The organism is Pedobacter sp. UYEF25 (genome assembly GCF_054061655.1).
Window position 1 is genome coordinate 103,696 of the sequence record NZ_JBSSEL010000001.1, and the last position, 26,889, is coordinate 130,584.

At 38.2% G+C, this 26,889-nt stretch carries 27 protein-coding genes; 8 read left to right on the top strand and 19 right to left on the bottom strand.

The window, feature by feature from the left end; genetic code table 11:
• Positions 1–3: 3 nt before the first annotated feature.
• From ACVWYG_RS00385 to ACVWYG_RS00445, 13 genes are all read right to left on the bottom strand, one after another.
• Complete coding sequence (locus ACVWYG_RS00385) at positions 4–162, bottom strand: DUF5908 family protein (protein ID WP_457268138.1); 159 nt, start codon at positions 160–162, stop codon at positions 4–6.
• 3 nt (positions 163–165) lie between these two features.
• On the bottom strand, positions 166–711 hold the full coding sequence (locus ACVWYG_RS00390; RefSeq protein ID WP_457268139.1) for a phage tail protein: 546 nt from the start codon (positions 709–711) through the stop codon (positions 166–168).
• 11 nt (positions 712–722) lie between these two features.
• Positions 723–1,157 carry a phage tail protein gene (locus tag ACVWYG_RS00395; RefSeq protein ID WP_457268140.1) on the bottom strand — a complete coding sequence of 145 codons (435 nt, stop codon included), beginning with the start codon at positions 1,155–1,157 and terminating at the stop codon, positions 723–725.
• A 36-nt stretch (positions 1,158–1,193) separates the two neighbouring features.
• The gene (locus ACVWYG_RS00400; protein WP_457268141.1) at positions 1,194–2,735 is read right to left on the bottom strand and encodes a phage tail sheath family protein; all 1,542 of its coding nucleotides are present in this window, start codon (positions 2,733–2,735) and stop codon (positions 1,194–1,196) included.
• A gap of 11 nt (positions 2,736–2,746) precedes the next feature.
• The gene (locus tag ACVWYG_RS00405; protein WP_457268142.1) at positions 2,747–3,787 is read right to left on the bottom strand and encodes a hypothetical protein; all 1,041 of its coding nucleotides are present in this window, start codon (positions 3,785–3,787) and stop codon (positions 2,747–2,749) included.
• 23 nt (positions 3,788–3,810) lie between these two features.
• Positions 3,811–4,422 (bottom strand): DUF4255 domain-containing protein, encoded by a 612-nt coding sequence (locus ACVWYG_RS00410; RefSeq protein ID WP_457268143.1) that lies wholly within the window; start codon positions 4,420–4,422, stop codon positions 3,811–3,813.
• A 19-nt stretch (positions 4,423–4,441) separates the two neighbouring features.
• Positions 4,442–5,089, bottom strand: coding sequence for an FkbM family methyltransferase (locus ACVWYG_RS00415; protein ID WP_457268144.1), 648 nt, complete (start codon positions 5,087–5,089; stop codon positions 4,442–4,444).
• 13 nt (positions 5,090–5,102) lie between these two features.
• Complete coding sequence (locus ACVWYG_RS00420) at positions 5,103–5,849, bottom strand: capsular polysaccharide synthesis protein (protein WP_457268145.1); 747 nt, start codon at positions 5,847–5,849, stop codon at positions 5,103–5,105.
• A gap of 8 nt (positions 5,850–5,857) precedes the next feature.
• Positions 5,858–8,071, bottom strand: coding sequence for a glycosyltransferase (locus ACVWYG_RS00425; protein ID WP_457268146.1), 2,214 nt, complete (start codon positions 8,069–8,071; stop codon positions 5,858–5,860).
• Positions 8,072–8,279: 208 nt separating this feature from the next.
• Positions 8,280–8,798 (bottom strand): UpxY family transcription antiterminator, encoded by a 519-nt coding sequence (locus ACVWYG_RS00430; protein WP_457268147.1) that lies wholly within the window; start codon positions 8,796–8,798, stop codon positions 8,280–8,282.
• Positions 8,799–8,980: 182 nt separating this feature from the next.
• The gene (locus tag ACVWYG_RS00435) at positions 8,981–10,003 is read right to left on the bottom strand and encodes a glycosyl hydrolase (protein ID WP_457268148.1); all 1,023 of its coding nucleotides are present in this window, start codon (positions 10,001–10,003) and stop codon (positions 8,981–8,983) included.
• Between the two features lie 123 nt (positions 10,004–10,126).
• Positions 10,127–10,588 (bottom strand): hypothetical protein, encoded by a 462-nt coding sequence (locus ACVWYG_RS00440; RefSeq protein ID WP_457268149.1) that lies wholly within the window; start codon positions 10,586–10,588, stop codon positions 10,127–10,129.
• 235 nt (positions 10,589–10,823) lie between these two features.
• On the bottom strand, positions 10,824–12,176 hold the full coding sequence (locus tag ACVWYG_RS00445) for a PhoH family protein (RefSeq protein ID WP_457268150.1): 1,353 nt from the start codon (positions 12,174–12,176) through the stop codon (positions 10,824–10,826).
• A 736-nt stretch (positions 12,177–12,912) separates the two neighbouring features.
• On the opposite strand from ACVWYG_RS00445, the gene ACVWYG_RS00450 reads away from it, so the two are divergent.
• On the top strand, positions 12,913–15,069 hold the full coding sequence (locus ACVWYG_RS00450) for an FUSC family membrane protein (protein WP_457268151.1): 2,157 nt from the start codon (positions 12,913–12,915) through the stop codon (positions 15,067–15,069).
• 114 nt (positions 15,070–15,183) lie between these two features.
• Positions 15,184–15,594 carry an organic hydroperoxide resistance protein gene (locus ACVWYG_RS00455; protein WP_457268152.1) on the top strand — a complete coding sequence of 137 codons (411 nt, stop codon included), beginning with the start codon at positions 15,184–15,186 and terminating at the stop codon, positions 15,592–15,594.
• A gap of 63 nt (positions 15,595–15,657) precedes the next feature.
• On the opposite strand, the gene bioB is transcribed toward ACVWYG_RS00455, so the two are convergent.
• The 4 genes from bioB to ACVWYG_RS00475 all read right to left on the bottom strand — a co-directional run bounded on the left by bioB (position 15,658) and on the right by ACVWYG_RS00475 (position 19,978).
• A complete protein-coding gene (bioB, locus tag ACVWYG_RS00460; RefSeq protein WP_457268153.1) occupies positions 15,658–16,659 on the bottom strand; it encodes a biotin synthase BioB in 1,002 nt (333 codons plus the stop codon).
• A gap of 105 nt (positions 16,660–16,764) precedes the next feature.
• Positions 16,765–18,114: a magnesium transporter gene (mgtE, locus tag ACVWYG_RS00465; protein WP_457268154.1), complete on the bottom strand. Its 1,350-nt coding sequence runs from the start codon at positions 18,112–18,114 to the stop codon at positions 16,765–16,767.
• A gap of 127 nt (positions 18,115–18,241) precedes the next feature.
• Positions 18,242–19,363, bottom strand: a complete 1,122-nt coding sequence (gene corA / locus ACVWYG_RS00470) for a magnesium/cobalt transporter CorA (protein ID WP_457268155.1) — start codon at positions 19,361–19,363, stop codon at positions 18,242–18,244.
• A gap of 6 nt (positions 19,364–19,369) precedes the next feature.
• The gene (locus tag ACVWYG_RS00475) at positions 19,370–19,978 is read right to left on the bottom strand and encodes a WbqC family protein (protein WP_457268156.1); all 609 of its coding nucleotides are present in this window, start codon (positions 19,976–19,978) and stop codon (positions 19,370–19,372) included.
• 10 nt (positions 19,979–19,988) lie between these two features.
• On the opposite strand from ACVWYG_RS00475, the gene ACVWYG_RS00480 reads away from it, so the two are divergent.
• A complete protein-coding gene (locus ACVWYG_RS00480) occupies positions 19,989–20,897 on the top strand; it encodes a lysophospholipid acyltransferase family protein (RefSeq protein WP_457268157.1) in 909 nt (302 codons plus the stop codon).
• Positions 20,887–21,909 carry a glycosyltransferase family 2 protein gene (locus ACVWYG_RS00485; protein ID WP_457268158.1) on the top strand — a complete coding sequence of 341 codons (1,023 nt, stop codon included), beginning with the start codon at positions 20,887–20,889 and terminating at the stop codon, positions 21,907–21,909. Before ACVWYG_RS00480 ends, ACVWYG_RS00485 begins: the two co-directional genes overlap by 11 nt.
• 5 nt (positions 21,910–21,914) lie before the next feature.
• Here the strand turns inward: ACVWYG_RS00485 and ACVWYG_RS00490 are convergent, their stop codons facing one another.
• Positions 21,915–22,337, bottom strand: a complete 423-nt coding sequence (locus ACVWYG_RS00490; RefSeq protein ID WP_457268159.1) for a type II 3-dehydroquinate dehydratase — start codon at positions 22,335–22,337, stop codon at positions 21,915–21,917.
• Positions 22,338–22,454: 117 nt separating this feature from the next.
• On the opposite strand from ACVWYG_RS00490, the gene xerD reads away from it, so the two are divergent.
• Entirely contained in the window at positions 22,455–23,354 is a 900-nt protein-coding gene (gene xerD / locus ACVWYG_RS00495; RefSeq protein ID WP_457268160.1) for a site-specific tyrosine recombinase XerD, read from the top strand.
• A 6-nt stretch (positions 23,355–23,360) separates the two neighbouring features.
• Here the strand turns inward: xerD and prmC are convergent, their stop codons facing one another.
• On the bottom strand, positions 23,361–24,212 hold the full coding sequence (gene prmC / locus ACVWYG_RS00500) for a peptide chain release factor N(5)-glutamine methyltransferase (RefSeq protein WP_457268161.1): 852 nt from the start codon (positions 24,210–24,212) through the stop codon (positions 23,361–23,363).
• 1 nt (position 24,213) lies between these two features.
• Between prmC and ribD the strand changes: the two genes are divergently transcribed.
• From ribD to ACVWYG_RS00515, 3 genes are read left to right on the top strand one after another with little or no spacing between them, the layout of a single operon-like run.
• Positions 24,214–25,344 carry a bifunctional diaminohydroxyphosphoribosylaminopyrimidine deaminase/5-amino-6-(5-phosphoribosylamino)uracil reductase RibD gene (gene ribD / locus ACVWYG_RS00505; protein WP_457268162.1) on the top strand — a complete coding sequence of 377 codons (1,131 nt, stop codon included), beginning with the start codon at positions 24,214–24,216 and terminating at the stop codon, positions 25,342–25,344.
• Positions 25,345–25,350: 6 nt separating this feature from the next.
• Positions 25,351–26,001: an IMPACT family protein gene (locus ACVWYG_RS00510; RefSeq protein WP_457268163.1), complete on the top strand. Its 651-nt coding sequence runs from the start codon at positions 25,351–25,353 to the stop codon at positions 25,999–26,001.
• Positions 25,982–26,851, top strand: a complete 870-nt coding sequence (locus tag ACVWYG_RS00515; RefSeq protein ID WP_457268164.1) for a nucleoside phosphorylase — start codon at positions 25,982–25,984, stop codon at positions 26,849–26,851. Before ACVWYG_RS00510 ends, ACVWYG_RS00515 begins: the two co-directional genes overlap by 20 nt.
• The last annotated feature ends 38 nt before the right edge of the window (positions 26,852–26,889 follow it).

The following is a 26,889-nucleotide window of genomic DNA, read 5'->3' on the forward strand; positions in this document are numbered from 1 at the left end:
CTGCTATCGCTCGTTTTTTTGTTTGATCAAATCCATCACCTGCTCCACACAAGCTTTAATAATTTCCCTTTTAGAAGAATTATGTCCCACCTGCGATTGTGCAACCTCCTCTCGATCTGATACAGAGACTGATATTTCTATTTCGTTGATGATGATTGGCATAATCTAAAAACTTATTGATCCGGAAACTGCTCCACTTATGGCTCCTCCTACGGCGCCTACAGCTCCCGCAATCAAATCGTCTAAACCAATTGGCTTAAAATATTGATAGGTTAATTCTAACGTTTCGACCACCAGTGTGTTTTGTTCGGCATTAAATTCAGATATTTCTAATTTCGTCGGATAAGCATTAAATACATGCCAGACATTTAGCGGTATATGGCTGTCGTTTAATAAGGAAATAAGAATATTCTTTGGTTGGAAATTAAAGTTTTCGATGGAATCTCGGCACCAATGACTCACAAATGATCCCAAAAACAAACCGCGTTTTAAAATAAGTTTGTTGTACTGCGGAATGCCGGGAAATTGATGCTTAAACCTGTTTTCCCCTCCTTCAGCAACCGCTTCAGTAGTGATACTTGCAGTTAATCCGCTAACACTCTGAAATCGGATGTCTTGCGGAGTTTGAGGAAACATTTCAAACACCACTATGAAATGAAAACCAACGGGAGGATAAACCAGTCCATCTATAATGCCACTTACTAAACTCATCTTAGTATTTCTTAATCGCCGTTTTGGATGGTAAGTCCCTCGTGTGCCAAATCAATTTGCTCAATTGCGACCTCACTTCCATCGGCCTTTAGATCTGTGCTTTGTATTTTCAACGGAAAAGCATTTTTTATTTTCCATGTCACCACAGGCGTATGCTCTTCGTTAAGTAACTTTATCACCACGTCTCTCCGTTCTACCGTGTTTAAACTAATGGTGTTTAGCCATTGGTAAAACTCATTGTCGTCCGCAAAAACGCCTCTCTTCAGGGTGATGTTGCTAAATTCTCTCATCCCGGGCATTTTAATTTTGCTGTATTCTGGTGAAGCGCCATCGCGATATTCGATTAATTTATTCTCTATATTTAATCCGCTTACTTCTGTAAAGCCAATCTTCGTTCCTCCCCAATCAACCTGGAAATGAAATTTTGGTAGTGGATAATTTGCCATTTTCTTTAGTTTTAAAGTATTGATTAATTGTTTTAGTTAAGATTCCTGCAGTTTGTGAGAAAATTTCAAGATTATAAACTCTGCCGGCCGAACAACTGCCATCCCGATTTCTATGTTCATTCTTCCTTCCAAAATGTCTAGTGCCGTCATGGTGGTGCCTAAACCAACCCGCACAAAGAACGCCTGCTCCGGTTTCGCACCTGCGAGTGCTCCAGCCCTCCATTGTTTTATCAAGAAATTCTCTATCATTGCCCTTACCCTAACCCAAGTATTCGCATCGTTTGGCTCAAATACTACCCATTCTGTGCCTTTTTTAATGGACTCTTCCGCAAAAATGAAAAACCTACGCACAGGTACGTAGCGCCATTCGTTGTCGTTTCCTGCCAATGTCCTTGCACCCCAAACCATCACTCCTTTGCCGGTAAAATACCTAATCGCATTGATGGATTTGCCCGAGGTAGGGTCAACGTTTAAGGACATTTGATCTTCGCTTGAAATTTTTAGCGACGCCGCGTTTACATAAGCGAGTGAAACATTTGCTGGAGCTTTCCAAACCCCTCTGGCGCTATCTACGGAGGCATAAATACCTGTTACAGCCATAGCTGGTGGCATCACAATATTCAGTTTCTGCAACTGAAGCTTTATTTGATTATACAACTCTGTGTTTGCTGCAACTGCCTGTGGCTCTGGTGGAGACGAAGGAACAGACGGTGCAGGTTTTTGCAAATTCAACCCAGTTTTAATCGATGCTTTTAACGTTGTTGGAGGATCTAAAATGGTTGCAAGGCTTATCGCAGCGTCACTTGTCTCATCGGCACCTCCGTTTATGTACACCAAGTTGACATCGGCATCATCGTATCGGTAAGAAAGGGTCGTTTCCAAATTTGGAAAGTAGGCAGCGCCGTATTTCATCAAATCGAGATTGCTGCCCAAGGTTGTGGCATTCCTAAAATTCTCGGCTGATGCGTTGATGTTATTCGGTGCGCTACTTGCTTGAATCACATCCATAATTGTGAATCTATCTTGTAACAACAAGCATTGTTGTAGAGCCAGGTTAATAAGTGAATAATAGGAAGAGGAATCAAGCGATGGCCCATCTGGAAAAACCAGTAAAGTGGGCTCGTCTACCTTGGCTATTTCTGCCAAACCATCGCCAAGTGCTCCTGCAGATACATTGGCATCCGAGGGAATACCTGCGGGATAAGGACCAACTGAAGCGATGTAGCACGGGCCACCCCCATTTGCAAAGTACATCTGTAGTCCATAATACATCCTAAACCTAGCGCTTCTTACCAAATCCTTAGTCACCCCGATGGTTCTGGTGTTACTACCGGCGTCTGCTGTGTCAGTAATGGTTACCGTTATGGCAACTTCCTTTTGCGCAAAGCCAAAGAGCTGCTCGTATTCCAACAAAGAACTTATTCGTTGTGGTTTTAAGGTAAGATCCGCCCCATTAAAGGTCGCTTTTTCGGTGTAGCCGATAAAAGCCGGAATCGCAGTTTCTACTTCTGCCACCGATGGTGGAAAAGATGGGATCTCCCTTATATAGACCCCGGGGGTTTTGAATACATCTGCCATGGTTTATTTTTTTAGATGGTGATTAAAATATCAGAAAAGGTATCCGTACCTTCTGTTTTTACTAAATTTACTGGTGGGTTTGGCAAACTCATTACCAATACTTTATCGTTTTCGTCTGTCAGCGTAATTCCTGTTATTGACTTTTCTGTAAGCGGAAGCACATTGTTAGAGGTTGCGATGAACTTGCCGGAAATTGCTCCTGAAGCGGAGGTAAAATTGATGGCTGTGCCAGAAGTTTTGGCCACAAAAACGCCCGTAATACTTTGGTTAAAAGCTTTGGTAATGATGTACCTCCACGTGGTAGCTCTATTTGCAAAGGCGATGCGGTAGTTTTTTGTAGTGATGGAATGGTCTGCCTGTTGAAATTGATTTTCAGTTGGTAAGCTAGTATTGAAAAAAATCTCTATAACCCCAAATGTGTCGGGTAAGTCTTCAGCAGCAATCGAAAAAAACGTTTTCTTTTCTGTTCCTCCGACTGAAAAAACTGCCCTGCCACAACTCGCTTTATTAAGATCGAAAGAGAAATTAAATCGATTTTGATCATTTTTTAAAGTCTGTTCCAATGTTTCGCCGCTGTCTAAAAACAATATCTTTCCCGTTTCCGTTACCGCAGTACTAGTATCTGAAAATGAAAAACTATTGCTTACAAAAACCATAGAGTCGGAATCTGAAACAACTTTGCTAGTCGCATCGCTCACTAAAAGCGGTTGACCATCAGCAAGGTTAATTTTTAAATTGTTGAAATAGTATCGGTTGGCGGCTGGTCTTGAAAGGTTTAAGTTGCTGATGTTTTCGAAGGAATGATTCTTAAGTTTTATCAAAAAACTAAATTTTGTTCCTTCTGGTATGGCATTGTTCATCAGGTCAATTTCATTAACCTTCCCGTATAGAGTAGCTCCAAATTCGTTAGGCAGAAGATGCAGACCCAAAGACTTTATCAATGCAATACAACCTGCAGACGGCAAAATTTCCAAATCTCTACATTTTCCCGAGGTGTAAAAGGGGTGCGGAAAGTCTAGGGTAAAAAGTGCCTTATATTTAATTTTAATCACAACTCAAATTTCTAAGGATGAATTTAGCGATTGCTTATCGTTACTTCTGTAATTGGTGGGGCTTCCATTTTTGGCTCAAGATCTACAAAACTCATCGTGCGGATCTTATAAACGACATTGGGCATATACTTGGCGCCAATGGCCGTCCAGAGATTGTTTTGCTGCTCGAATGTTGTGGCATGTAAGTTAATCAGCAGTCTTCCTATTTTCTGCCATGGCTTATCATCTTCCACCTTAGCATTCATTTGCGGATAAAGCGCGTCGGTAAATACGGTATTTGCTTGAAAATAAGATATCACATAAGACAATAAACGTAAGGTTGTTCCATAATTACTTCCGAAGGCAGAAAAAACGACGTATACATTTAGGTTAACTTGTGGGTTGACTACCTGAATCTGCTCGCCCACCTTTTTGTATATATTCTGTACATCGGTAATTCGTTCTTCCTCCAAATTGATCAGAGTTAATATTATCTTCGAAACATCAGCGCCTTCTGCCGAAACTGCAAACGTGCCATCTGGATTCATCAACTGAGAAATAACCGCCACATCGTCATTGCCAAAATTTGTAGGGTCTTTGCGCTTTAAATAAGCGTTTAACTCGTCGGCCAAAAATTCTAATGTGGTGCGCAACATGCTTTTAAAGCAAAAAAAATTAGGTTCTTAGGTAAACAAATTGCCTTGCTGCAGAAATATCGGGATTGAATAACAACTCATATCCAAAATCTCTTAATTTCTGATGGTTAAAATCGGCAGTATGTGTTTCTACTATAATGGTCTGTATTTTTTCTAAATCTTGCCTGGACGATGCCTCGAACAAAAACTCTTCGTATCCCTCAATGTCCAACTTTAAGATGAAGACGTTATGGTCTAGCCTTTTGATGAATGAAAATAGCCCTACGGCGTTTACCGTAAAAAATCTATTCTGGTTTGGGAGGGTTGTCCATCGGCCGCTCCACTCGTTTTGATCCGGAGCATAAAGGTTTAGCTTTTCATCAGTGATAGACACCGCTTTATTGAGCGCAGTAATCTTTCCGAAAGTCCTTGCATTTTCTCTAAGATACTTATAACTGTCTGGATTTGGCTCGAAAGAAATAATCTCTACCCGTTTAAAATAAGTGGCACACATGATAGAGAATGCACCAATATGTGCCCCACAATCTATTACATAACTCTTTGCTGCCGGTTCTAAATGCATTAAGCTCGTTCTGATGCGGTACATGTCTTGATCAATTACCTCTGGTATTACCCACTGATCATCGTCTGTATTTTTTCTATAGGCTATGGCGTCCAGATTGATCATCTTTTCGAAGGAGTTATGCAAGTGTGGTTCTAAGTTTACGATTTCTTTCGGAAATTTTTAACAAATAGGTATAGAATGTAGCTTCATCCAACAAATTTGCACCGTTGTTTTGGTCGCAAAAACCTCTAACCATGTTGGCCGAAAGCATGTAGCAATACGCATCTGATGCCAGCTTTTCTTGATGTTCTTTTTCACTTCCTTTTTGGAAAAAAGCGGATGGGTTGCTCCAACATATTGGTTGAATTTGCATCACATCGAGCTCATGCCATGGCTTGTGTGTTTGTGCCAAGATATAGGTCAATGCTTTAGATCCAAGTGTTAGCCATTCTATGGGCTGCTTGGCACGCAGAATTTTGCAAACCAGCAGGTAATAATCTTTAGCGATACTACTTCCTATAGATGCAGCCATAAAATTGTTGGTTACTTCTCCCGAGCGTTCTCTATACCCCATAAACTCGTTGTGTTGCAATAACGCTAACAGGGGCCGTAGCGGCTTCATTACCAAACAATCAGAATCAATCCAAAGGCCTCCAAATTTGGAAAGCAAAAATGCCCTTATAAAGTCTGCCCGGTGCGCTACCTGAAGTTGTGAAAGATTAATATCTATATCTTCTGCTCTCATTTCCTCAAAAATTGCAGGATTAACCAGGTGCACATTTTCGGCATGGGCAAAAGTCGTTTGCTGACAATTGTTTATCCATTCCGGAAGATTTCCTTCCCAGTAAAGCCAAACGGGTAAGTCGACACTGGAGTTGAGCATGATGAAATTTATCTTATTTTTTGTAAAACGATTAGCGAATGGGCAAGTCGTAATTTAATGTAGCTTTTCTTAGCGGTCAGTTCATTTACAAAAGCCATCACATCAGGAAAGAAATCTGCATAATCGTGAAAGGCTAAAAAACCACCTATTTCAATGTGCGCCGAAAAGGGCGTAAAATCATCGCAGATATTTAGATAATCATGCAAGCCATCTATTAGCAAGAGCGATATTGGCGTCGACCAAGAAACGTTTTTTGCATTATTTACCAGAGAGATCACAACACCAGTAAGTTTTGCCTTTTCTATATTGGCCTCAAACTGATTTAGGGTAGGCTCGAAAAGATGTAAACCTTGGTCTGCGGAACCTAAGATTCCATCGTGCGGATCAATGCTGTACACTTTTATTTTTGTAGAGACCGAGGCGGCTACGCTAGCCAACACGATGGTCGCCTTGCCTTGATAACTTCCAACTTCGACAATTGCCGCTTCTGGAAAATTTTGGCAAGCTTTCAAGCAATATCCTAATAACAAATCTGCTTCTGCATCACTTAACCAACCTGCTATTTCCCGCACGTCGGCCAGCACTTTTCTAGGATTCAACACGTTCATCTCCATCTCAACGGTTTCTTCGTCTGCCACAGGCTTGTGATAATCATTAAGCATTTTGCGGGTATGTTTCCGCAGCCCGTCGTCGTAACGCCTATTGATTGGATGCACCCAAAATGCATTTGGATTTTCGAACGCTTTGGTTAATTCATGAATCTCGTAGTTTCTCCGATAATTCACCAAATCATGGGCACAAGGATTTAACTTAATGTCATAACCCAATAAACTAATCAATGTGGGAAGGATAATCTCTTCAGTTGCCCATATTTTAGTCTGACACATAATGTCTTTCAATAGCCTATTTGTGTCGAAAAGCGTTAACAGATCTTTAATTGCCTCGAAGGTAAATACGGTAGACGGCCAAAAAGACCAGTGCACAAATTTTTCCTCGCCATTCGGAAAGGTTTTGAGCAAAGGCTTCCAAAGGTTGTATTCTTTGAACGCCTGGATGGAAGTGAAAACATCCACACAATTTTCTGTAATGCGTTCCGGCCGGTTAGAGAGCAGCCCGACATTGCTTTGCGTAGAAAAAAACTGCCCCATAAAACCAGCATATCCGGGTTGAACACTCAACTGGTCCGAATCTACAATGGTCAAAATATCAAAAGAAAAATTTTCTAGCGCAAACTGCATGCACGTAAGCGCAAAATTATGGAGGTAGCCGTGTTCAACAGTTAAAATTTGAGGATAAATAACGGCTCCAAATTGATCAAAAGGAAAAGACGATTTTTCTAACCTTAAACTTGCAGTGCTACTAAAAATAAGAATGGTAGAATCTGGATCGTTAAAATGTAAGTTGCGCACCATATCTATCACGCAATCTAATTGTTCGTGCACCAAGCAAGCGTAAATATTCTTTATTTGCTTTTTTGTGTGCGGAACTACCGATTCATGCTCTAAGGTGAGCATTCTTCGCGGAAGCGTGGTATTGGCAGTAGGTAAGTATTCCTCAAAATCTTCCTTCATGATGCTTTTAATCTTGGCCAAAGAGTAATCATGCCAGCGTTCATTTCGCGTATCTTTGGGACTTATGTTGTCGTGATGAATGAGATGTACCGACATGCTTTTATTTTCCAGAACGGTTACTTTTTCTTGTGGCGTATTCCAGACAAATAGCCCATCCATACCTACGTTTATCTCTTTAAACATGTTCCTTGCCCACCTACTACGTTCGTAACAAAGCGTGCTACCCAAGAGCCATTTCGGTTCGCTAGTTGGATATTTATACTCGAAACCGCGATTAGATCTCACATCAAGATAGATCAATTGGTTAATTCCGCAAATCTCCGAGCGGTTTTTTTTGAGCTGTGAGACTTGATAATCAATCCGATGCGGCGCATACCAGTCGTCGTCGTCCCAATGCATTATAATGCTGCCTGATGCACTGCTGCATCCCATATTTAATTTGGCGCCCAGGGTTATTCTTGTTGTAAGTCGAACATACTTAATGTTTTCGTAAGCCGGCATTAGGTCTTCAACACAGTCCTCACCGTCATCAATGACAATCAATTCTTTATTTGAATACCCCTGACGCAAAAAATACTTAATGGCATACGGAACAAAAGACCGTCGATTAAAGGTTGGCATAAGGCAGGTAACGAGGGGAAGCGTTTCCATAAATGATAATCAACGAGGGTGATGAGCTCCGAAAACCGTTGGATGTATTGAGGGTATTACTCGGCCGGCTACAAAGCTTCGCTAAAGGTTTGTCACATTTACCCCCTTTACTACACTGTTGATGGTGATTGAAACTTAGAAAAAAGGTTTTTAAAATCTCAATCTATCTTGCCTTAAAGTTAATGAGTACCCATACACCGACAAATAGTTAATTATAACTATTTTTATCCATTGTCTTTCTAATGCTAGACGACTCTATTTCGATAGACAGGGATTGCCCGATAGACTGAATGTGTACTCCTAACCTATGTTTTCCTCTTTTTGAAAACAACCTGCCTTTTAAGCCGGTAAAAGGGCCGTTGACAATAAGTACCTCGTCGCCCTGAACCAAATGTGGCTCTACTTCAAATTCTAAGCGCTCAAACTTCCTTATGTTGTTTATTTCTTCTTCAGTCAATACCGCAGGTTTGCCGTTAAACGTAATCATCTTTAATATTCCTGCAACTTTTAGCAGTTCAAAACGTTCCCTCTCTCTCGACTTTACGAACAAATAATTGGGAAACATTGGGACTTGAAGTTCCTTTTTCCGGTCGCTCCATTGTCTTATTACGAGCTGAAGCGGTAAGTAAGCCTTGATGTTTCTTTTGGTTAAATCGTTGTAAATCCTCTTTTCCAAGTTAGGATAAGTGTATACCACGTACCAATTGTTGTCTAGATAGGGTTCCATAAACTTGTTATTTTGATCAAAAGGCAAATAATTTCTGCACAGATAACGACCGAAGTTAGCGAGTAAGACTACACAAGAAAATGGCTATTTTTAGTCATTTACGAGGAAACACAATTGAGGTATGCGTGCTCCAACTAAGCATTGGTCTGCATTTTTTGTAGGGAGCTTCTGCAAGCAAAACTTTAGTGTTCGTTCCACAAAAAAGTAAAAAGCGTATCAGAGGCTTTAAGGTATTTAGGTTTTGAAGTTTCTGCGATCCACAGTTTTTTCATCAAATCGTTTCGGGTAATCCTTGCATCAATGTTTTTAAAGTAAGGATTTGATTGCCACATTACCCTGGTTTTCCATCGCGAATTAATGTAGTGAATGGCTTTTATAACGTCCGAATTGTTGTTGATGGTTCTAAAAAAAGGCATAAACCATTCTTTCCAAGCCTTATTTACGTCAGTCGTATTGCTTAGATCGAGCGGTAAACAAACACCATTTGGCCCTAAAATTACTGGTGTGGCTTCTGCAATAAATAAGGGCTTTTGGTGGGCTCGTGCAAATTGTATCATTGGATGATGTTCTTCTGCAGCAGTAAAAAAAGAATAGGCTACCCAGTCTACATATTTATCACCCGGGTAAAACGAATCAAGCGTTTGCTTAGTCGTTCCTGCGCCTTTTGATTGCCAAACATAAGCGACATTGTTTACGTTCATGGCATCGAATGTATCTTTAATTCTTCTCCAAGCTTGTATGTAGGCCAAGTTGTCGTAATGGTTCCAATCGAATCCATCAAACTCGTAGCCAATACGCAAAAAAACAGGTCGTTTCCCCTGCTTCTTTATCCAATTTCCCAACATAGAAATGGCTCCATCATTTTTTCCTTCAGCCGTAGCGAAATCATTGTCGTTGCTTAGATCTAATCCGATCGACAAACAGGAATTTGCAAATTCACGGTTGGAGGTGGTCGTAGACATGTTTTCCGGTCCATCACCCCAATTGGCAGAAGTAGTTAGCCCAGCCAAGGTATACGCAGAACCAGCCCTTAAATTGGTATACTGGGTAAAACCACCTGGCGCATCAAAGGCATCGAAATAGCCCTCATGACATGTTGACGTCCCTCCAATTGCCTCGAGATCTTGTCCGACAAAAAGTATTACCTTCCCTTCTGGTGGTTCAAATTTACCAACTTTGACTTCTCTTCCAACAGCAATCTGCAATGATTATTTAAACAATTGAGTAGAATTAATATAAGGAAGACATGCAATTGAGTAAGCGAAAAGAATACAAGCCAATTTAAAAATCTCATCATCCTGAATGCTCCGGGAGTGTTTAGGATTGACCTATTTACAAGGCAGTGGTTCGAAAATAAACTTGCCGACTTCAAAATTTATAGGTTTGTCTTTTACGAAATACGAGCGCCCGAGCGTGGTTTCAATTTGGCCAACCCCCATTACCAAGTTACCGTCTTTCTTTAAAAAAGCCAAAGGGTTTGTATGGACCGCTTTCGAGTCAGAAGTGAATTGATAAGCCAGAAACAAGGTGTCCCCTTCAAATTTCCCATCGAATGTACCAACGTTCTTCGAATTATTGGCATAATTAACCATCAAAGTGCCCCCAACCTTTCCAGAAGCATAATTCTTCAGCACCATGTGCGCATTGTCTTCCTCAAAGGAAGCGCCATAGCAAGCACTATCTATCAGTTTTTCATTCGTTTGATTGTCGTTATTTGTTTTGCTGTTCTGACTACAGGCTGCTAGAAAAAGAACGCTTAGAACGACTGCTGTGCGGAAGAAATTCTTCATAAATGAATGGTTTTTTGTGTGGTAAGATAGTAGTTTTTGAAAAGATATAGAAATATTAATTATTTCTAAAATCGCTTGGTTCTCAAGTGCTCGCATCTCTTCCAAACGATGTATATGGTTTTTAAGTGAAGCTGTCAGGTTTACCTTTTTTACAACCTTGTTCTTATCTTGTACTATTCTAAAAAAAGCCTTTGCCTTAAAGGTAGGGAATAATCTTTAAAATGGAATTTCTATCCTATAATAGTTCATTAGCCAAATTCGCCAATTCACTTCGCTCCCCTTTTTTTAAGGTGATGTGCGCATATAAAGGATGATTTTTCGCTTTAGCAATAAGGTAAGATAATCCGTTGCTTTCTGAATCTAAATAAGGGGTATCGATTTGATGAATGTCTCCTGTGAATACTACTTTCGTTTGTTCACCAGCTCTTGAAATGATCGTCTTCACCTCATGAGGGGTCAAATTTTGAGCTTCATCTATAATAAAAAATATTTTAGATAATGTGCGCCCTCGAATAAACGCAAGCGGAGCTATTGCAATTTTTTCTGTTGCCACCAGCTCATCTATTTTTGCATAGGTAATTTGATCTCCTACAAACTGTTCTTTTATAAAGCGTAAATTATCCCAAATGGGCGCCATAAATGGATCGGTTTTAGATTTTGCATCTCCGGGTAAATACCCAATATCTTTGTTGCTTAAGGAAACCATAGGCCGGGTGACGTAAATCTGTCGAAAATTTTTCCGCTGTTCTAATGCACTTGCCAATGCTAAAAGTGTTTTTCCAGTACCAGCATTGCCTTGAATGCTAACCAACTTTATGTTTGGATCTAGCAAGACATGGAGTGCAAAAGCTTGTTCTACATTTTTTGGTTGAATGTTAAAAACCGAATCCATACTTACTTTACTAAGCATTTTGAGCTGTCGATTGTAAAAGGCATTTAAAGTATTTTTATTCTTTTTAAAAATAAAAAAGTGGTTTGCATTCTCCAAATGAAGAATATTTGGATCAACCTTTACCACTCCTTTTGCGTCTAACTCGTCAAGTAAAACTTTATCAAAACCTTCAACTTGAGTTTTTCCTTGATACAGTTCCTCTACATTCTTTATTTTACCGGTTTCATAATCTTCTGCGTTCAAATCTAGAGCTTTTGCCTTTAGTCTTAAACAAATGTCTTTTGAAACCAACACCACTTTTTTCTCAGGATTTTCCTCCTGCAGTTTTAGAGCAACATTTAATATTTTATGATCGGTTTTGTCACTACCAAAAACTTTTTCTGCATCAATTTTTGGAGCCGTTTCAGTCAAAACCACCATAAATTTACCCAACTGCCCGTTGCCAATTGAAAGCCACTGATTAATGAGTTTAGATTGAGCGGCCTCATCTATCAGCCTGATAAAACTCCGCGCTTCAAAATTGCGCGTGTCATTTCCACTTTTAAAATTATCCAATTCTTCTAAAACCTGTATTGGGATTGCGACATCGTGCTCCTGAAAACTTTCAACAGAGTTGTGATCGTATAGAATGACAGAAGTGTCCAACACAAAAATCTTCTTTAATATCTCAACTGACAATTTACCTGTTGTGGCCATTTGGTAAATTTAAGATTTGTGTCTCTATAAATTATTGTTTTCTTAGGAATTTTCGGCAAGCAAAAAAACAAAAACGGGGCTCTTCCTCTTGCGATTCAGTTCCCCGTTTCTTTCAATTACAACCATAGTCGCAATTAAAATCTAATTCTCAATACTTTAATTTTTCCGCTACTGTTTTGCTGCAAAGCTTTTCACTGCGCTAAAATTTATCATCTACTGCTTGCTCCATAGAGTTTTGCAATTTTTGATAAGCTCTGTATGGGCCTTTTGATTTTTATACTAGATTGTCCTAAAATCATTCTAGCATTTTTCAGTACAACTTACGCCGTTCCTAATTCAATCATATTCCCTGTGGGCAAATGTAAAATTCTTAACCTTTCGGTTTAGTTTTAAATTGATTTACCTTATCAGAATTCAAAGTACTTCGTATTTGATGTCTCTAATATACTGCCATATTGGATTTTGGCAACATATAATTAGCCTTTTCTTTTCACAACGTTATCCACCGAAATCATCTACTTATTAACGTATCCTAAGTCCTTAAAACAGGTGAGACGATCGAATTTTGTTTACACAACGATGTTATCAACAACGAAACCAAACCTAGTTACCAACATATACATTTATAAAAGATAAAGTTATTCTTCAGATTTCCACTTAGATGAACAAATAAATGTAAAGAAGTTGTTTTTAAGCAAATGGCATTATAGAAAAATTATATGTTAATTTTGCTCTTATGCAGCTACAGCAAGCCAAAAACGACGCGAGAAACTTTTTCAAAAGCACGTATTTTGCCGACGGCTTGCGCGTTACCATGGGTGTACTTCTCCCATCGTTAGTTATGGCGCAATTTGGCCTATTAAAAATCGGCATCACATTGTCATTAGGTGCTCTTTGCGTAAGCATAGTAGACAGTCCGGGCCCTATTGTACACCGTCGAAATGCGATGATTATAACTTCCGTACTTATTTTTCTTTGTGCTTTTCTAACGGGAGTGTCCAACCAAAACAACCTATTGATGGGGCTAGTTATCGTGTTAACAAGTTTTATTTTTTCAATGCTCTATTGTTATGGAGTCAGGGCGGCCTCTATTGGCACCGCAAGTTTACTGATAGTTATTTTAAGTATAGACGACACCAGGCCATTTGTAGAGGAAGTAAAATACAGTGTGTTTATATTAACGGGCGGTATTTGGTACACCTGTTTAAGTTACCTTGTTTACCGAGTTAGGCCGTATCGGGCTGTACAACAAGAATTGAGCGATTCTATTTTAGAAGTGGCTAATTATCTTGTTAAGAAAGCCAGTTTATTCAATGCGGAAACTGATTTCGAGGCGACTTTTTCTGAACTCGTTAAGCTGCAGGTGAACGTTCACGAGAAACAAAATGCCGTTAGGGATTTGTTATTTAGAACAAGAAGTGTGGTTCGAGATTCAAGCGTGGAAGGTAGATTTTTACTTATCGTATTTATAGATATGGTCGATGTTTTTGAAAGGATTATGGCCACGCACTATGATTATAAAATTCTGCATGATAAATTTGGGAAATCAGAGGTCTTCGTTGATTACGAAAGATTCATCAAACATATTGCAGAAGCTTTAAATAACATTGCTTTTGCGATAAAAGATGGGCATCCACCAACATTATCAAGAAGTCTTTTGAAAGAGTTTGAGGCAACAAAAATGAGAATCAATGAAACTTTAACACCCTTTGAAAAAGACAACATTGATGGTTTTGCTTTTAAAAGTCTTGGAAAGATCGAAGAAAACATCGAGCGGATTTTCTATCGCGTTGAAACCATGATCGAATACTTTAATATGCGTACGAGCAACGCTTTGAAACGTCCAAATATAGAGCCGAAAAAATTTATCGATCAAGAACAATTTGGCCTTTCCGTTTTTACGCAGAACCTCACCTTAAAATCTAACACCTTTAAACATGCATTAAGAGTTACTACCGTTATGGTTATCGGCTTTTGCGTGTCGTTAATATTGCCTTCTAACCATAGTTATTGGATTCTGCTTACGATTTTAGTGATTAGTAAACCCGGATTTAGCCTCACAAAGCAACGAAATTATCAACGAGTAGTTGGTACCATCGTGGGTGCTGTGATAGGTATGATTTTGATTACTTACATAAAAGACACTTATTCGCTCTTTGTAATTTTACTGTTCTGTATGGTTGGTTGTTATAGCTTTCAGCGAAAAAATTATGTAGTCAGCGTTGTTTTTATGACGCCCTACATATTGCTTCTATATCGATTTTTAGGTCTGGGTACGATAACGTTAGCGGGAGAACGTATTTATGATACGCTTATTGGTTCAGGGATTGCATTCGCAGCGAGCTATTTTCTTTTTCCTAGTTGGGAAAAAGACTATCTAAAAGAGGCGATGGTAAAAATGCTCGAGGCTAATAAGTTATACTTTATGGAGCTTATTAAAATGAAGGCAAACGATGATGGCGAAAGAATACTGTACAAATTGGCAAGAAAGCAAGTTTACGTAGCAAGCGCCAATTTGTCGTCGACATTTCAACGCATGTTTTCCGAGCCCAAAAATAAGCAGGTCTACATGTCTCAATTATACCAGTTTACTGTAATGAATCACCTGCTTTCCTCTTACATTGCATCTCTTTCCTTAATTGATAAAAATGAAATGCTTGCTGAAGGTTTGAATGATTTAATGTGCGCAGAAAAAGAAGTTTCGAACTATTTAGGTCTATCTATCGATCAATTAAAGCAGTCCTCCAAAGAAGTTGAGCACCTTCATGATGCTGAATTTTCTGAATCGGAATTGCTTAAAGCGAGAAAAAACTTAAGCTTGTCGCAGTGTGAAAATCTTCAAAAAACTGCTTACGACATCTATAAAATAAGTAAACAGTTTAATTTTACTTAAAAAAAGTCTACTCACAACAATGTTTTGAAGAAAGTGTTTGACTGAATTACCCATAACTGAAACAATTTAAAAACAAAAAATCCCTGTTTTTGTTGAAGTTTGAAAGACTTTATTATGGAAAAATTATATACCGCAGAGGTTCTTGCTAAAGGCGGAAGAGACGGGCACGTGCATTCTAGCGATGGCGTGATAGACTTAGAAATTAGAAAACCAAGAGAGCTAGATGGACAAGGTGGCGGTACTAATCCTGAGCAATTGTTTGCAGCAGCATGGGGACCATGTTACCTTGGCGCTTTGGGCAGCGTTGCGGCTCGGGAAGGTATTGATGTGGCTGAGGCAACTGTGAATGTATTGGTATCTTTTAATAAGGACGGAAATGCTTTTGTGCTTTCAGCAGATTTAGATGTGCATATCCCAAATATTTCTCAAGAAGAAGCTCAGAAAATGGCAGACAAAGCGCACAAGGCTTGTCCCTACAGTAAGGCGGTAAGCGGAAATATAGAAGTGAGGGTTACAGCGATTTAAATTCAAATCCATAAAAAAACATAAAAGCCAAAATCTAAAAATATTTTGGCTTTTATGCTACTGTTATGCAATCTCTTCCTCAATTTTGGTGTTTGCCGGTCGACCGTTCTTAAATGCAGATCGGGTTTTTAACCCAAGCAATTCGAACATCGCCATATCATCTACAAAGGCTGGATTTGGTGTAGTGAGAAGTTTATCTCCGGCAAAAATGGAGCTTGCACCTGCCATAAAACAAAAAGCTTGCTCTAACGTACTCATCTCATTTCTTCCTGCTGATAGGCGAACAACGGAGTTGGGCATTATAATTCTCGCAGTAGCAATCATCCTAACCATATCCCAAATTGGCACTCTAGGCTGATTTTCTAAAGGTGTACCCTTTACCGGAACCAATGCATTTACCGGTACAGACTCGGGATGTTTTTCCATAGTGGCCAATGTTTTAAGCATCGAAACTCTATCTTCAACTGTTTCTCCTAATCCAATAATACCGCCACTACAAACGGTTAACTTTGCTTTGCGCACATTTTTAATTGTACTCAACCGATCATCAAAATTTCTGGTGGTTATAATGCGTTTATAATCATCCTCAGAGGTATCTATATTATGGTTGTATGCATATAGTCCTGCATCTGCAAGGCGTTGCGCTTGATTTTCTGTTAACATACCAAGTGTACAACAAACCTCCATGTCCATTTCGTTCACCGCTTTAACCATCTCTATTACCCGATCAAAATCGCGATTATCTCTTACCTCGCGCCAAGCGGCACCCATACATAAACGAGAAGCTCCGCCCTCTTTTGCTTTCACTGCCGCATTGATTACTTCGCCCAACTTCATTAAAGGTTCTACCTCTAAATCGGTATGGTAACGCGCAGCTTGTGGGCAGTAAGAGCAATCCTCTGGACAGCCGCCTGTTTTTATAGAAATGAGAGAACTAACTTGCACTTCATTGTAATCTTTATTTGCCCGGTGAATACTCGCTGCCTCAAAAACCAAATCTAAAAATGGCTTATTGTAAATGGCGGCAATCTCTTGTTTAGTCCAATCGTGTTTGGTTGCTTGCATAATTTATAAAACTTATACAGGGCTGAAAACCCTTTTTCAATTAACTTCAATCTTTACTCTTTTGATCCTTGCGCTTTGTTCAATGTCCCTTAATACTCGCTAACTCTAAAGCAGCAATTTACTAGCTAAACCTAAAATTAGAAGAAAGCCAAAAACATCGGTAAAAGTAGTGATAATTATAGACGATGCAATGGCGGGATCTATGCCAACGCGTTTTAAAATTAATGGAATACCCGCGCCTGTAACTCCAGCGATGACTAAATTACCGGTCATTGCACAAAAAATAACCAAGCCAAGCATTGGGTTGCCATCAAAAAAAAAGGCGAACGCAAATACAATTAATCCATTTACTGCGCCATTTATAAAACCGACCGTAAGTTCCTTTAAAACTGTATTGTAAGCCTGTTTATCGGTCAAATCATACAATGAAATACGTCTTACGGTTACCGCCAATGCTTGAGTTGCGGCATTTCCTCCCATCCCGGCTATGATGGTCATATAGGCTGCTAAACTTGGAATTAACTTGATGGTTGGATCGAAATACCTTACCACAGATGAGGCTAAAAACGCAGTAGCCAAATTGATAATCAACCATGGTAATCGAGATTTTACTGCATCAACCCAATTACCACTAAGTTCTTCATCCTCCGATACCCCGGAGATCTTAAGAATGTCCTCGGTACTTTCTGCCTCCATTACGTCTATCACATCATCAAACGTAACTCTACCCAATAATTTATGATTTCTATCTATAACCGGAATACTCGTTAAGTTGTACTGAGAAATTAGATAGGCAACTTCTTCTTGATCTGTTTCTGGACTTACATAAACCGCGTCTACCTTTACCAAATCTATCATTTTAGCATCGTGTTTTGCTTTAATGATGTCTTTAAGTGACACAATACCCATAAATCGGTCTACATCATCCACTACGTAAATGGTGTAGAACTCTTCCATTTCTTCGCTCTGGCGGATAATTTCGGCAATTGCATCTGTTTTGGTAAAATTTACATTTACGCAAATCAAATCAGTGTTCATCAATCCACCAGCCGTTTTCTCGTCGTAAGTTAAAAGTGCCCTAATGTTTGAGGCATCTTCATGACTTAAATCTTTGAGAATCTCGTTCTGTTCGTGATCCTCAAGATATGAAATGATGTCTGTTGCATCGTCATAATCTAGCTCCTCTACTATTTCGGTCCTTTTATCTGGGTGAAGTTGAAACAAAAGGTCTTCCGGGTGAGATTCTTCATCCATCTCTGAAATGACCTCAGATGCTAAATCAGACGGTAGTAAATTGATAATATATTGCTGCTCGCCGATAGAAAGTCTTTCGAAAAGAATTGCAATTTCTGAGGCATGATAATCCTCTAAGACTTTTAGTAAAGCTTCGTCTCCGGCTAAAATCGCATTTTTAACCTTAAGTATATCGTTTTTGTCTATTTCGAACGACTGCATTATTTTTGTTAAATGCGATAAAGTTTATTTAAGCACACAAGCCGTAAATCTAAGTGATATAATTTACTTGATGATTGATTTTTTAAAATATTTGAAGTCTATTCAAAGAAATTTTCGATGAGAAGAATTATTTAAACCAGCCTTTTTTATAAAAATAAAATATCTGAAAAAGGGCGATCACAATCATGATCCCCAAAGTGTAAACGTAACCATGTTGTAAATATAATTCTGGCATGTTGTCTCGCAACACTTTTCCGGTAACAGGATCTTCCCGACTAAAATTCATTCCGTAAATGCCAGCAATAAAGGTTAGAGGTATAAATATCGAAGATATGATGGTTAAGACCTTCATAATTTCGTTCATTCTATTACTCACAATTGATAAATTTAAATCGATATTGGCGGTTGCAATCTCTTTTAAAGATTCCAGAAAATCTATGGTTTGAATGCAGTGATCGTAGGCATCTTTTAAATAAGTTTTTGTTAAAGAGGTAATTAACGGACTCTCGCTTCTTAAAATGTCACTCAACTTGTCACGTTCGGGCCAAACAACTTTTCTTGTAGTCAGTAAAGCTCTTTTAATGGCCTGCGTATCGTACATTATCCTTTTATCCGGGTTAGCATAAAGCCGATCTTCTATCGAATCTAACTGCTCGCCCCAAACATTAAGAAGTTTTAAGTAACTGTCTACCACCATGTCCATCAACGCATACATCAAGTAGCTACTTCCGCCCAAGCGAATGTTACCCTTGCCAATATCAAGACGCTTCCTAACAGAATCAAAGCAATCTTCGTAGGTTTCTTGAAAAGTGATGAGGCAATTTTGTGTTAAGATAAAAGAAATCTGCTCATTAATTAATTCATTCTCTGAATTGAAATAAAGATGTCTACTTACTGCAAAAAGATAATTTTCTGCATCATATTCATCTATTTTTGGTCGTTGATAGGAACTTGTGATGTCTTCTAATACCAAGATGCTGATATTTAGCTTAGTTTTAAGCGTATCAAACAAGCTCGTATCTCCTATTCCTTTAATGTCAAACCAATAGCTAAAATTGGGGTCGGCCGTTAACAAATCAATATTTTTTAAAGATTTCAGCACCTCAACCTTATGGTTATCTGTATTATACATATGAAAGCTAATAATTGGCTTTAATGCATTATCATCTATTACATAAGCCCCCGGACTTGTGCCAGGTTCTGAAAAATTAATTTTCTTTTTTTTATCGCGTAGTTTATTCTTTGCCATAAATAACTAAAGATAAGCACCTGCTTGTGGTCCTTGATTAAACAATAAATCGACTATACTTAAGTTTGGGATAAATTTATGCCTATCTTCAAACACCTGGTAATAAGGCTTTGCATCAAAGAAAAATGGTTTTTTAGGACTCATAATATGTCTATAATCCACCTTTACTTCTGCCGGCTCTAAATAAGAAGCACTAAGCTCAAAATCTAGACCTATTTTAATTTTTTTGCAAAGCCAATTAAAAATTTCCAGATTATAGTCAAATAAAAAATCAAATTTTTGTTCGTAAAACTTTGCAAGCTCATCTTCATAATATTCAAAATAAGCAGAGCTTCTGTAGCAACATTGTAAGCTGAGCCAATGTAACCGTTGCCACTTAAAGTCGTAACTAATCCGCACATCTTTAAAGGCAACATGGTTTTTAGCACCTTTAACTATCGGCACTGTAATGTCTAATGGTCCATTTGGTGAATAGATGCATGCCCTATTTCTATAGGTCTGTTTCGGGAAATTTTCCTGCTTTTCTATTAGTATTGGATCATGCACTCCTTTAATGATGCCAAAATAGCCAACCGGCGGAAGATAAAACAAGGGAAGTATTGCTGTATTTTGCATTTGAAAATCTATGTTTGTAGCCAAACGTTTAAAAATAATGATTAATAGGGCAATAGCGCAGCTTGGCGTGCTTTTTTTATTCTCACTATCACTCCTGCCTTTAACTGTGTTGTTTTTCTTTGCAAGATTAACATATTATCTGTTGTATTACATAATTGGCTACCGAAAAAAAGTTGTTCGTAAAAATCTATTAGCTTCTTTTCCCGAAAAATCTTTGGCTGAAATTATCAAAATAGAAAAAGATTTTTTTAAATATTTGGCTGATCTCATGTTCGAGATTATAAAAATGACCACAATATCGGAAAAGGAAGTGTTAAAACGTTTTAAATTTATGAATGTTGATTTGCTACGAACCCACCTGCAAAACGGAGTTAGCGTTTTGGGCTGCGGAGGCCATTTTGGAAATTGGGAACTTGGAGGCTTATCTCTAGGAATCGAACTTGAGACCAAAACGCTCATGATTTATAAACCGCTCTCTAACAAGATTTTTGAGAATTGGTTGAACAATTGTAGGTCGAGATATGGCAATGTATTGATTGCGATGAAGCAAACTTTAAGAGAAGTTGTCGCCTATAAAAATGAACCAACTTTAATAACTTTTGTCAGCGACCAAGCACCTGCCCGTTCTGAAACAAAGTATTTTATTCCTTTTTTAAATCAACCAACTGCCGTAATGCTAGGTATTGAAAAAATTGCAAAGCAAACCGATAGACCTATTTTCTTCTTTAAGGTTCGACGGATAAAACGAGGATATTATGAGGGAGATATTTTGCCGGTTTGCTTAGAACCACAAAAAACCACAGACCTAGAAATTACAAAAAAGCACTTTGCGCTTTTAGAAACTTGCATAGCCGAACACCCGGCACTTTGGCTTTGGAGCCACAATCGTTGGAAAATTAAACCAGAAAATGCGCAGTAAAATTCCATCGGTTGCCGTAGTTATTTTAAATTGGAACGGAAGCGCTTTGCTGGAAAAGTTTTTGCCAGGAATTTTAGCTTCCAACTACCAAAATTTACAGATAATAGTTGGAGATAATGCTTCGACTGATGATTCGGTAGCAATGTTATTGGAAAAGTTCCCAGATGTAAAAATTTTAATCAACGCTGTAAACTACGGTTTCGCAGGCGGTTACAATAAGGTTTTAGAGCGCGTTACTGCAGATTATTTTATTCTGCTAAATTCTGATGTCGAGGTGACGCCAAATTGGATTGAACCCGTTATAAGGTTGATGGAAAGTGATGAAAGCATTGCCGCTGCTCAACCAAAAATAAAGGCTTATAACTTTAAAAATCGGTTCGAGTATGCAGGCGCCGCTGGAGGATTTCTAGATCATTTTGCTTTTCCATTTTGCAGGGGAAGATTGTTTAATGTATATGAAGACGACAATGGACAATACAACGATACCACAGAGATATTTTGGGCAAGTGGTGCAGCATTTTTCATTAAAAGCAAGTTTTGGGAAGAAACTATTGGCCTAGACGCTGATTTGTTTGCCCACATGGAAGAAATAGACCTTTGCTGGAGATTGAAAAACTTAGGACATAAAATAATGTATTGTGCTGATGCAGAGGTTTTTCACATCGGAGGTGGAACTTTGCAAACAGAAAATCCTTTTAAAACCTACCTCAATTTTAGAAATAACCTCATCATCATGCAGAAAAACCTTCCACCCGTGGAAGCTGTTTTTAGGATTACCATTAGAATTTTTATCGATTTTATTGCTTGGTGGCACTTCCTACTTACGGGAAAACCAAAGTTTACTTGGGCTGTAAGCAAAGCACATTGGCATTTCATTACTTCCATCGCCAAAACCAATAAAAAGCGGAGCGCTTATCAAAAACCGTATCTATCTAATGCGGGCGTATATAGCGGTAGCATCGTTTGGGATTTCTTCGTTAGGAAAATTAAATACTTCTCACAGTTATGGTAGTTTGCTTATTGGATGCATAAAAAGCTTTCTATTGCCAAACGATAACCGTCCATTCCAAAACCAGTTAACACTCCTTTACAGTTTTTACCTGTTAAAGAGATGTGGCGGTATTCTTCTCTCGAATAAATATTAGAGATATGTACTTCGACCACGGCGGTGCTTATTGCAGCAATGGCATCGGCTATTGCAACAGAAGTGTGTGTAAATCCCCCACCATTTAATATAACCCCGTCATAATCAAAGCCAACTTCGTGTAATTTGTTAATAATTTCGCCTTCTACATTGCTTTGAAAATAATCCATTTCTATGGTCGGATACCTTTCAGAAAGTTCCGTCATATAATCTTCCATTTTTTTGTTTCCATAGATAGATGGCTCCCTAACTCCTAAAAGATTTAAGTTGGGTCCGTTAATAATCTGTAATCTCATGAGTAATTAATTGTCGTTGCCATAAAGGTAATTTTTTTTGGGCGTTTGACAGCTGCCTATAAATAATTTTCCTTTGCAAACAATGTCGTATTTTTGAAAAGTTAATACGCTTAAACCATGATGTGGCAACCCTATCTTAAAGAATTTAAGATTTACCTAAAGCTAGAAAGATCTTTGTCGGCTAATTCGATAAGTGCCTATTTGGGCGATGTGGAAAAATTGATTCAATACTTTTTGAATCGAGACGAGCAACCGACAATAACCGAGATTAAGAGTGATGACCTGAAAAGTTTCATCAGTTCGATACACAATCTTGGGATGCAAGCGAGTACACAGGCAAGAATCATCTCGGGGATCAAAGCTTTTTTTGCATACCTATTGATGGAGGAGATTATTTTTATAGATCCAAGTGCGTTGTTAGAAAGTCCAAATAGTACAAGAAAACTTCCTGACACCCTAAATCTTGTAGAAATCGACGGGTTGCTTTCAGCAATCAATGCCTCATCTGCACAAGGAATGAGAGATAAAGCTATTGTTGAGGTGTTGTATGGTTGTGGCCTAAGGGTATCAGAGGTAACAGAATTAAAAATTTCAAATATTTTCGCACAAATCGAATTTATTAAAGTTATTGGCAAAGGAAATAAAGAACGCTTAGTTCCAATCGGCGGCTCGGCATTGAAATATATCTCAATCTATTTAAACGAAGTTAGAGCTCATGCCGACATTAAAAAGGGCAATGAAGATTGTCTTTTTTTGAATCGGTTTGGCACTAAACTTTCCAGGATTTCGATCTTCAATCTTATAAAAACACTGGCAATCTCTGCAGGAATAACTAAAACGATTAGCCCACATACATTACGCCATTCATTTGCAACGCATTTAATAGAAGGTGGGGCAGATTTGCGGGCAGTTCAAGAAATGCTTGGGCATTCAAGCATTACAACCACAGAAATTTATACACATTTAGATAGAGATTATTTGAAGCAGGTAATAACCCAATTCCATCCCAGGGCATAATCGAAATTAGGGTAAATTAGCTTTAATCATCCTATCTTTACCTTGCATGTCTTTCCTTAATTCTATATTTGTAAATAATTTATGATCTAATAACTCAACTGTTTGTTTAGATAAAAATTCATTTATCTCCAAATAAAGTGTTCCAGTGGGATTTAAATTTCTCAAAGCAAAGTCTGCTATGGCGCTATAAAATTTTAAAGGTGCATCATCCTCTACGAATAACGCCAGATGTGGCTCAAAATCGATTACATTTTTTTCCATATCGCTCATTTCTAACTTACGCACGTACGGAGGATTGCTTACAATCACGTCATATCGTGTAATGGCAGTTGATGTTAAGATATCGTCTTCGATAAAATTTATATCTACTTTATTTATCAACGCGTTGGCTTTTGCTACTTCAAGTGCTCCGGCAGAGATATCAATTGCTGACATCTGAATAAAGGAAAAATTTTTCTTTAGACTAATTGCGATACAGCCAGAGCCAGTGCCTACATCTAATACCTTAATTTGTTCTCGCTTTTTTGCCTTAAAATCTTGAAGCATCCAGAATACCAATTCCTCTGTTTCTGGTCGAGGAATTAAAACGTATTGGTTTACTTCAAAGAGAAGCCCAAAAAAATGGGCCTGATTTAAAATATACTGAATGGGGCGGTGGATTTTTAGTTCCGCCAATATGTCTTTAAACTTGTTTGTTAAGCCCTCGCTCAACGCTAAATTTTTTTCGTTATCTAATTTAAAATTTGGACTTGCTAGATATTTTTCTAAAGTTAAACTCAAGAATACTTTAATCTCACTTTCTGTGTAAAGTGCGATTAATTCTTGTTTGAAAAGTCTATTTAGCTGGTTCTGGTTCATAATGGCAAAATTAGGTATTTATACGAATGTTAGTTTGAAGATTTTAAAAGAGATGCTTTTATTCGTTATTTTTGCATTAATGGATGATGAAAGCTATATGAGTCGTTGCCTAGATCTAGCCAGGTTAGCAATTGCAGATGTGAGTCCAAACCCTATGGTTGGCTGCGTAATTGTTTTAGATGACGTTATTATTGGAGAAGGTTATCACAAAATATTTGGCGAAGCACATGCAGAGCCAAACGCCATCCAAGCTGTTTTTGAACGCTATGGAGAAAAGTCGAAAGAAATGCTGAACCGAGCAACAGTCTACGTGAATCTAGAGCCTTGTGCCCATTTCGGTAAAACGCCACCCTGTGCAGATTTATTAGTGAAACACAGCGTTAAGAAGGTAGTTATAGGCAATAGAGATCCTTTTTCTGGCGTAAATGGACTAGGAATAGAAAAACTTAAAAATGCCGGGATTGGCGTGGTGTCAAATGTATTAGACTCAGAATGCCGAAGGTTAAACATTAGGTTTTTTACTCGAATTGAGAAACAACGTCCTTACATCATACTAAAATGGGCCGAAACTGCAAATGGCTATTTTGCGCCTCTTGACGGCTCCCAAAGTTGGATTAGTGGCAATCTAGCTAAGCGCTTAACACATAAGTGGCGTGCCGAAGAAGATGCAATTTTGGTAGGCAAAAATACTGCTCTGATAGACAATCCCGAGCTTAACGTTCGAGACTGGGTTGGGAATAATCCCATTCGGTTATTGATCGATAAAAATTTGGAAATTCCAACGAGTAACTTATTTTTTAATGAAGTTGCAAAAACCGTTGTCTTTAATGAGGTGAAGACAGAAATAATTGGAAATGTACATTACATTCAGATGGAAGATATGCATTTTTACCTTCCGCAAAAAATTTGCTTTCAGCTTTATCTAATGGATATTCAGTCTTTTATTGTGGAGGGCGGAATAAATGTGTTAAATCAATTTTTATTGGCAGACCTATGGGACGAAGCCAGAATTTTCAGGTCGAAATTAGCCTGGAAAGATGGTTTGCGTGCCCCGCAGCTGCGCGCCGACTTTGTCGAAAGCTCGAAGGTGGGGGAAGATGAATTTTCGGTCTATAAAAATCCTAAAAGCTAACTTCTGGTGTCTATTGATCAATTTAAAACGATAGCGACTTCAGCCGAATCAATTTTTAGCAATAAAGGGAGCAAATTTATAGGTTATGCCTATCCGGTAAGAACCGAAGAAGAAATAAAGAATATTCTATTAGCATTAAAATCTCAGCATAAAAAGGCTGGACATTTCTGCTATGCATACCGACTTAACATTGATGGTATATTTAGATCTAACGATGATGGCGAACCAGCCGGATCGGCGGGGAAACCGATTTTAAATTGTCTTCTCTCAGAAAAATTAGAAAATATACTTATTGTAGTAGTCAGGTACTTTGGCGGCAAATTATTAGGTGTTCCTGGATTGATTAATGCTTATAAAACAGCAAGTCTAATGGCTTTGGATAAAGCTACCATCATAGAAGATTTTAATAAAATAGCGCTACAGATTACTTTTACTCACCTCTATATGAATGATGTGATGCAAATAGTTAAATTTGAGGATATAGAGGTTTTTGAACAGCAGTTTGATTTAAAATGTGGGTTAAAGTTTTGGGTAAAAAAGTCCTTAGCTTTCCACGTTATCAATAGATTAGCAACCGTTCCAAATCTCAATATAAGTGAGATTAGTACAAATGACACCAAAAATTGGAAAGAAATATATGAGTATAGCAAAAAGTGACCTTATCATCAATCCTGATGGAACTATTTATCATTTAAATTTATTGCCAGAAGATGTTGCAGATACTGTAATAACCGTAGGTGATCCCGAACGCGTGGCAGAAGTAAGCAAACATTTTGATAAAATTGAGCTCAGAAAAGGAAACCGGGAATTCATTACGCATACTGGAATGCTAGGGAATAATCGAATCACTGTCCTCAGCACAGGCATCGGAACGGACAATATAGATATTGTTTTAAATGAATTAGATGCCTTAGTCAATATCGACTTTACCAAAAGGGAAATAAATAAGAATTTAAAATCGTTAAAAATTATTAGAATCGGAACTTCGGGCTCAATTCAAGATGATATTCCTCTGGGCACCATTATGGCTTCTTCATTCGGCTTAGGTTTAGATGCACTCATGAATTATTATAATTCTCAAAATACTGAAGAAGAGAAAGATATACTAATTGGTTTTAATAAACACTTTAGCGTTGTTAGAAACTTCAATCCATACATTACTGCAGCTAGCAATCAGTTACTAACAATCATAGGAAAAGAAATGATGCACGGAATCACAGCAACTGCTCCAGGTTTTTACGGTCCGCAGGGCCGTAGATTACGTACCGAAAACTCCATGACCAATCTTATTCAACAATTAAATAGCTTCAATTATAAGGGAAATAAAGTCACTAACTTAGAGATGGAAACGGCCGGTATTTATGCTTTGGCAAATATGTTGGGCCATAAAGCCATTTCGATAAATGCCATTTTAGCCGGCAGAACTAAGTTAGAATTCGCCAAAGAACCACATAAAATAATTGACACTGCGATTAAAATGGTGTTGGAAAGAATTTGCTATATTTAATAATACATATATCTAAAATACTGTTTCTTACGAAGATT

Excerpts from the sequence above, each read along its gene's own strand:
- ACVWYG_RS00415 (WP_457268144.1), bottom strand. The coding sequence starts at position 5,089 with ATGATCAATCTGGACGCCATAGCCTATAGAAAAAATACAGACGATGAT.
- xerD (WP_457268160.1), top strand. The coding sequence starts at position 22,455 with ATGATGTGGCAACCCTATCTTAAAGAATTTAAGATTTACCTAAAGCTA.
- ACVWYG_RS00390 (WP_457268139.1), bottom strand. The coding sequence starts at position 711 with ATGAGTTTAGTAAGTGGCATTATAGATGGACTGGTTTATCCTCCCGTT.
- prmC (WP_457268161.1), bottom strand. The coding sequence starts at position 24,212 with ATGAACCAGAACCAGCTAAATAGACTTTTCAAACAAGAATTAATCGCA.
- ACVWYG_RS00515 (WP_457268164.1), top strand. The coding sequence starts at position 25,982 with ATGAGTATAGCAAAAAGTGACCTTATCATCAATCCTGATGGAACTATT.
- ACVWYG_RS00410 (WP_457268143.1), bottom strand. The coding sequence starts at position 4,422 with ATGTTGCGCACCACATTAGAATTTTTGGCCGACGAGTTAAACGCTTAT.
- ACVWYG_RS00490 (WP_457268159.1), bottom strand. The coding sequence starts at position 22,337 with ATGAGATTACAGATTATTAACGGACCCAACTTAAATCTTTTAGGAGTT.
- ACVWYG_RS00400 (WP_457268141.1), bottom strand. The coding sequence starts at position 2,735 with ATGGCAGATGTATTCAAAACCCCCGGGGTCTATATAAGGGAGATCCCA.
- ACVWYG_RS00430 (WP_457268147.1), bottom strand. The coding sequence starts at position 8,798 with ATGGAACCCTATCTAGACAACAATTGGTACGTGGTATACACTTATCCT.
- mgtE (WP_457268154.1), bottom strand. The coding sequence starts at position 18,114 with ATGCAGTCGTTCGAAATAGACAAAAACGATATACTTAAGGTTAAAAAT.
- ACVWYG_RS00425 (WP_457268146.1), bottom strand. The coding sequence starts at position 8,071 with ATGGAAACGCTTCCCCTCGTTACCTGCCTTATGCCAACCTTTAATCGA.
- ACVWYG_RS00480 (WP_457268157.1), top strand. The coding sequence starts at position 19,989 with ATGTTTGTAGCCAAACGTTTAAAAATAATGATTAATAGGGCAATAGCG.
- ACVWYG_RS00385 (WP_457268138.1), bottom strand. The coding sequence starts at position 162 with ATGCCAATCATCATCAACGAAATAGAAATATCAGTCTCTGTATCAGAT.
- ACVWYG_RS00450 (WP_457268151.1), top strand. The coding sequence starts at position 12,913 with ATGCAGCTACAGCAAGCCAAAAACGACGCGAGAAACTTTTTCAAAAGC.
- ACVWYG_RS00395 (WP_457268140.1), bottom strand. The coding sequence starts at position 1,157 with ATGGCAAATTATCCACTACCAAAATTTCATTTCCAGGTTGATTGGGGA.
- corA (WP_457268155.1), bottom strand. The coding sequence starts at position 19,363 with ATGGCAAAGAATAAACTACGCGATAAAAAAAAGAAAATTAATTTTTCA.
- ACVWYG_RS00455 (WP_457268152.1), top strand. The coding sequence starts at position 15,184 with ATGGAAAAATTATATACCGCAGAGGTTCTTGCTAAAGGCGGAAGAGAC.
- bioB (WP_457268153.1), bottom strand. The coding sequence starts at position 16,659 with ATGCAAGCAACCAAACACGATTGGACTAAACAAGAGATTGCCGCCATT.
- ACVWYG_RS00445 (WP_457268150.1), bottom strand. The coding sequence starts at position 12,176 with ATGGCCACAACAGGTAAATTGTCAGTTGAGATATTAAAGAAGATTTTT.
- ACVWYG_RS00440 (WP_457268149.1), bottom strand. The coding sequence starts at position 10,588 with ATGAAGAATTTCTTCCGCACAGCAGTCGTTCTAAGCGTTCTTTTTCTA.
- ACVWYG_RS00420 (WP_457268145.1), bottom strand. The coding sequence starts at position 5,849 with ATGCTCAACTCCAGTGTCGACTTACCCGTTTGGCTTTACTGGGAAGGA.
- ACVWYG_RS00485 (WP_457268158.1), top strand. The coding sequence starts at position 20,887 with ATGCGCAGTAAAATTCCATCGGTTGCCGTAGTTATTTTAAATTGGAAC.
- ACVWYG_RS00475 (WP_457268156.1), bottom strand. The coding sequence starts at position 19,978 with ATGCAAAATACAGCAATACTTCCCTTGTTTTATCTTCCGCCGGTTGGC.
- ribD (WP_457268162.1), top strand. The coding sequence starts at position 24,214 with ATGGCAAAATTAGGTATTTATACGAATGTTAGTTTGAAGATTTTAAAA.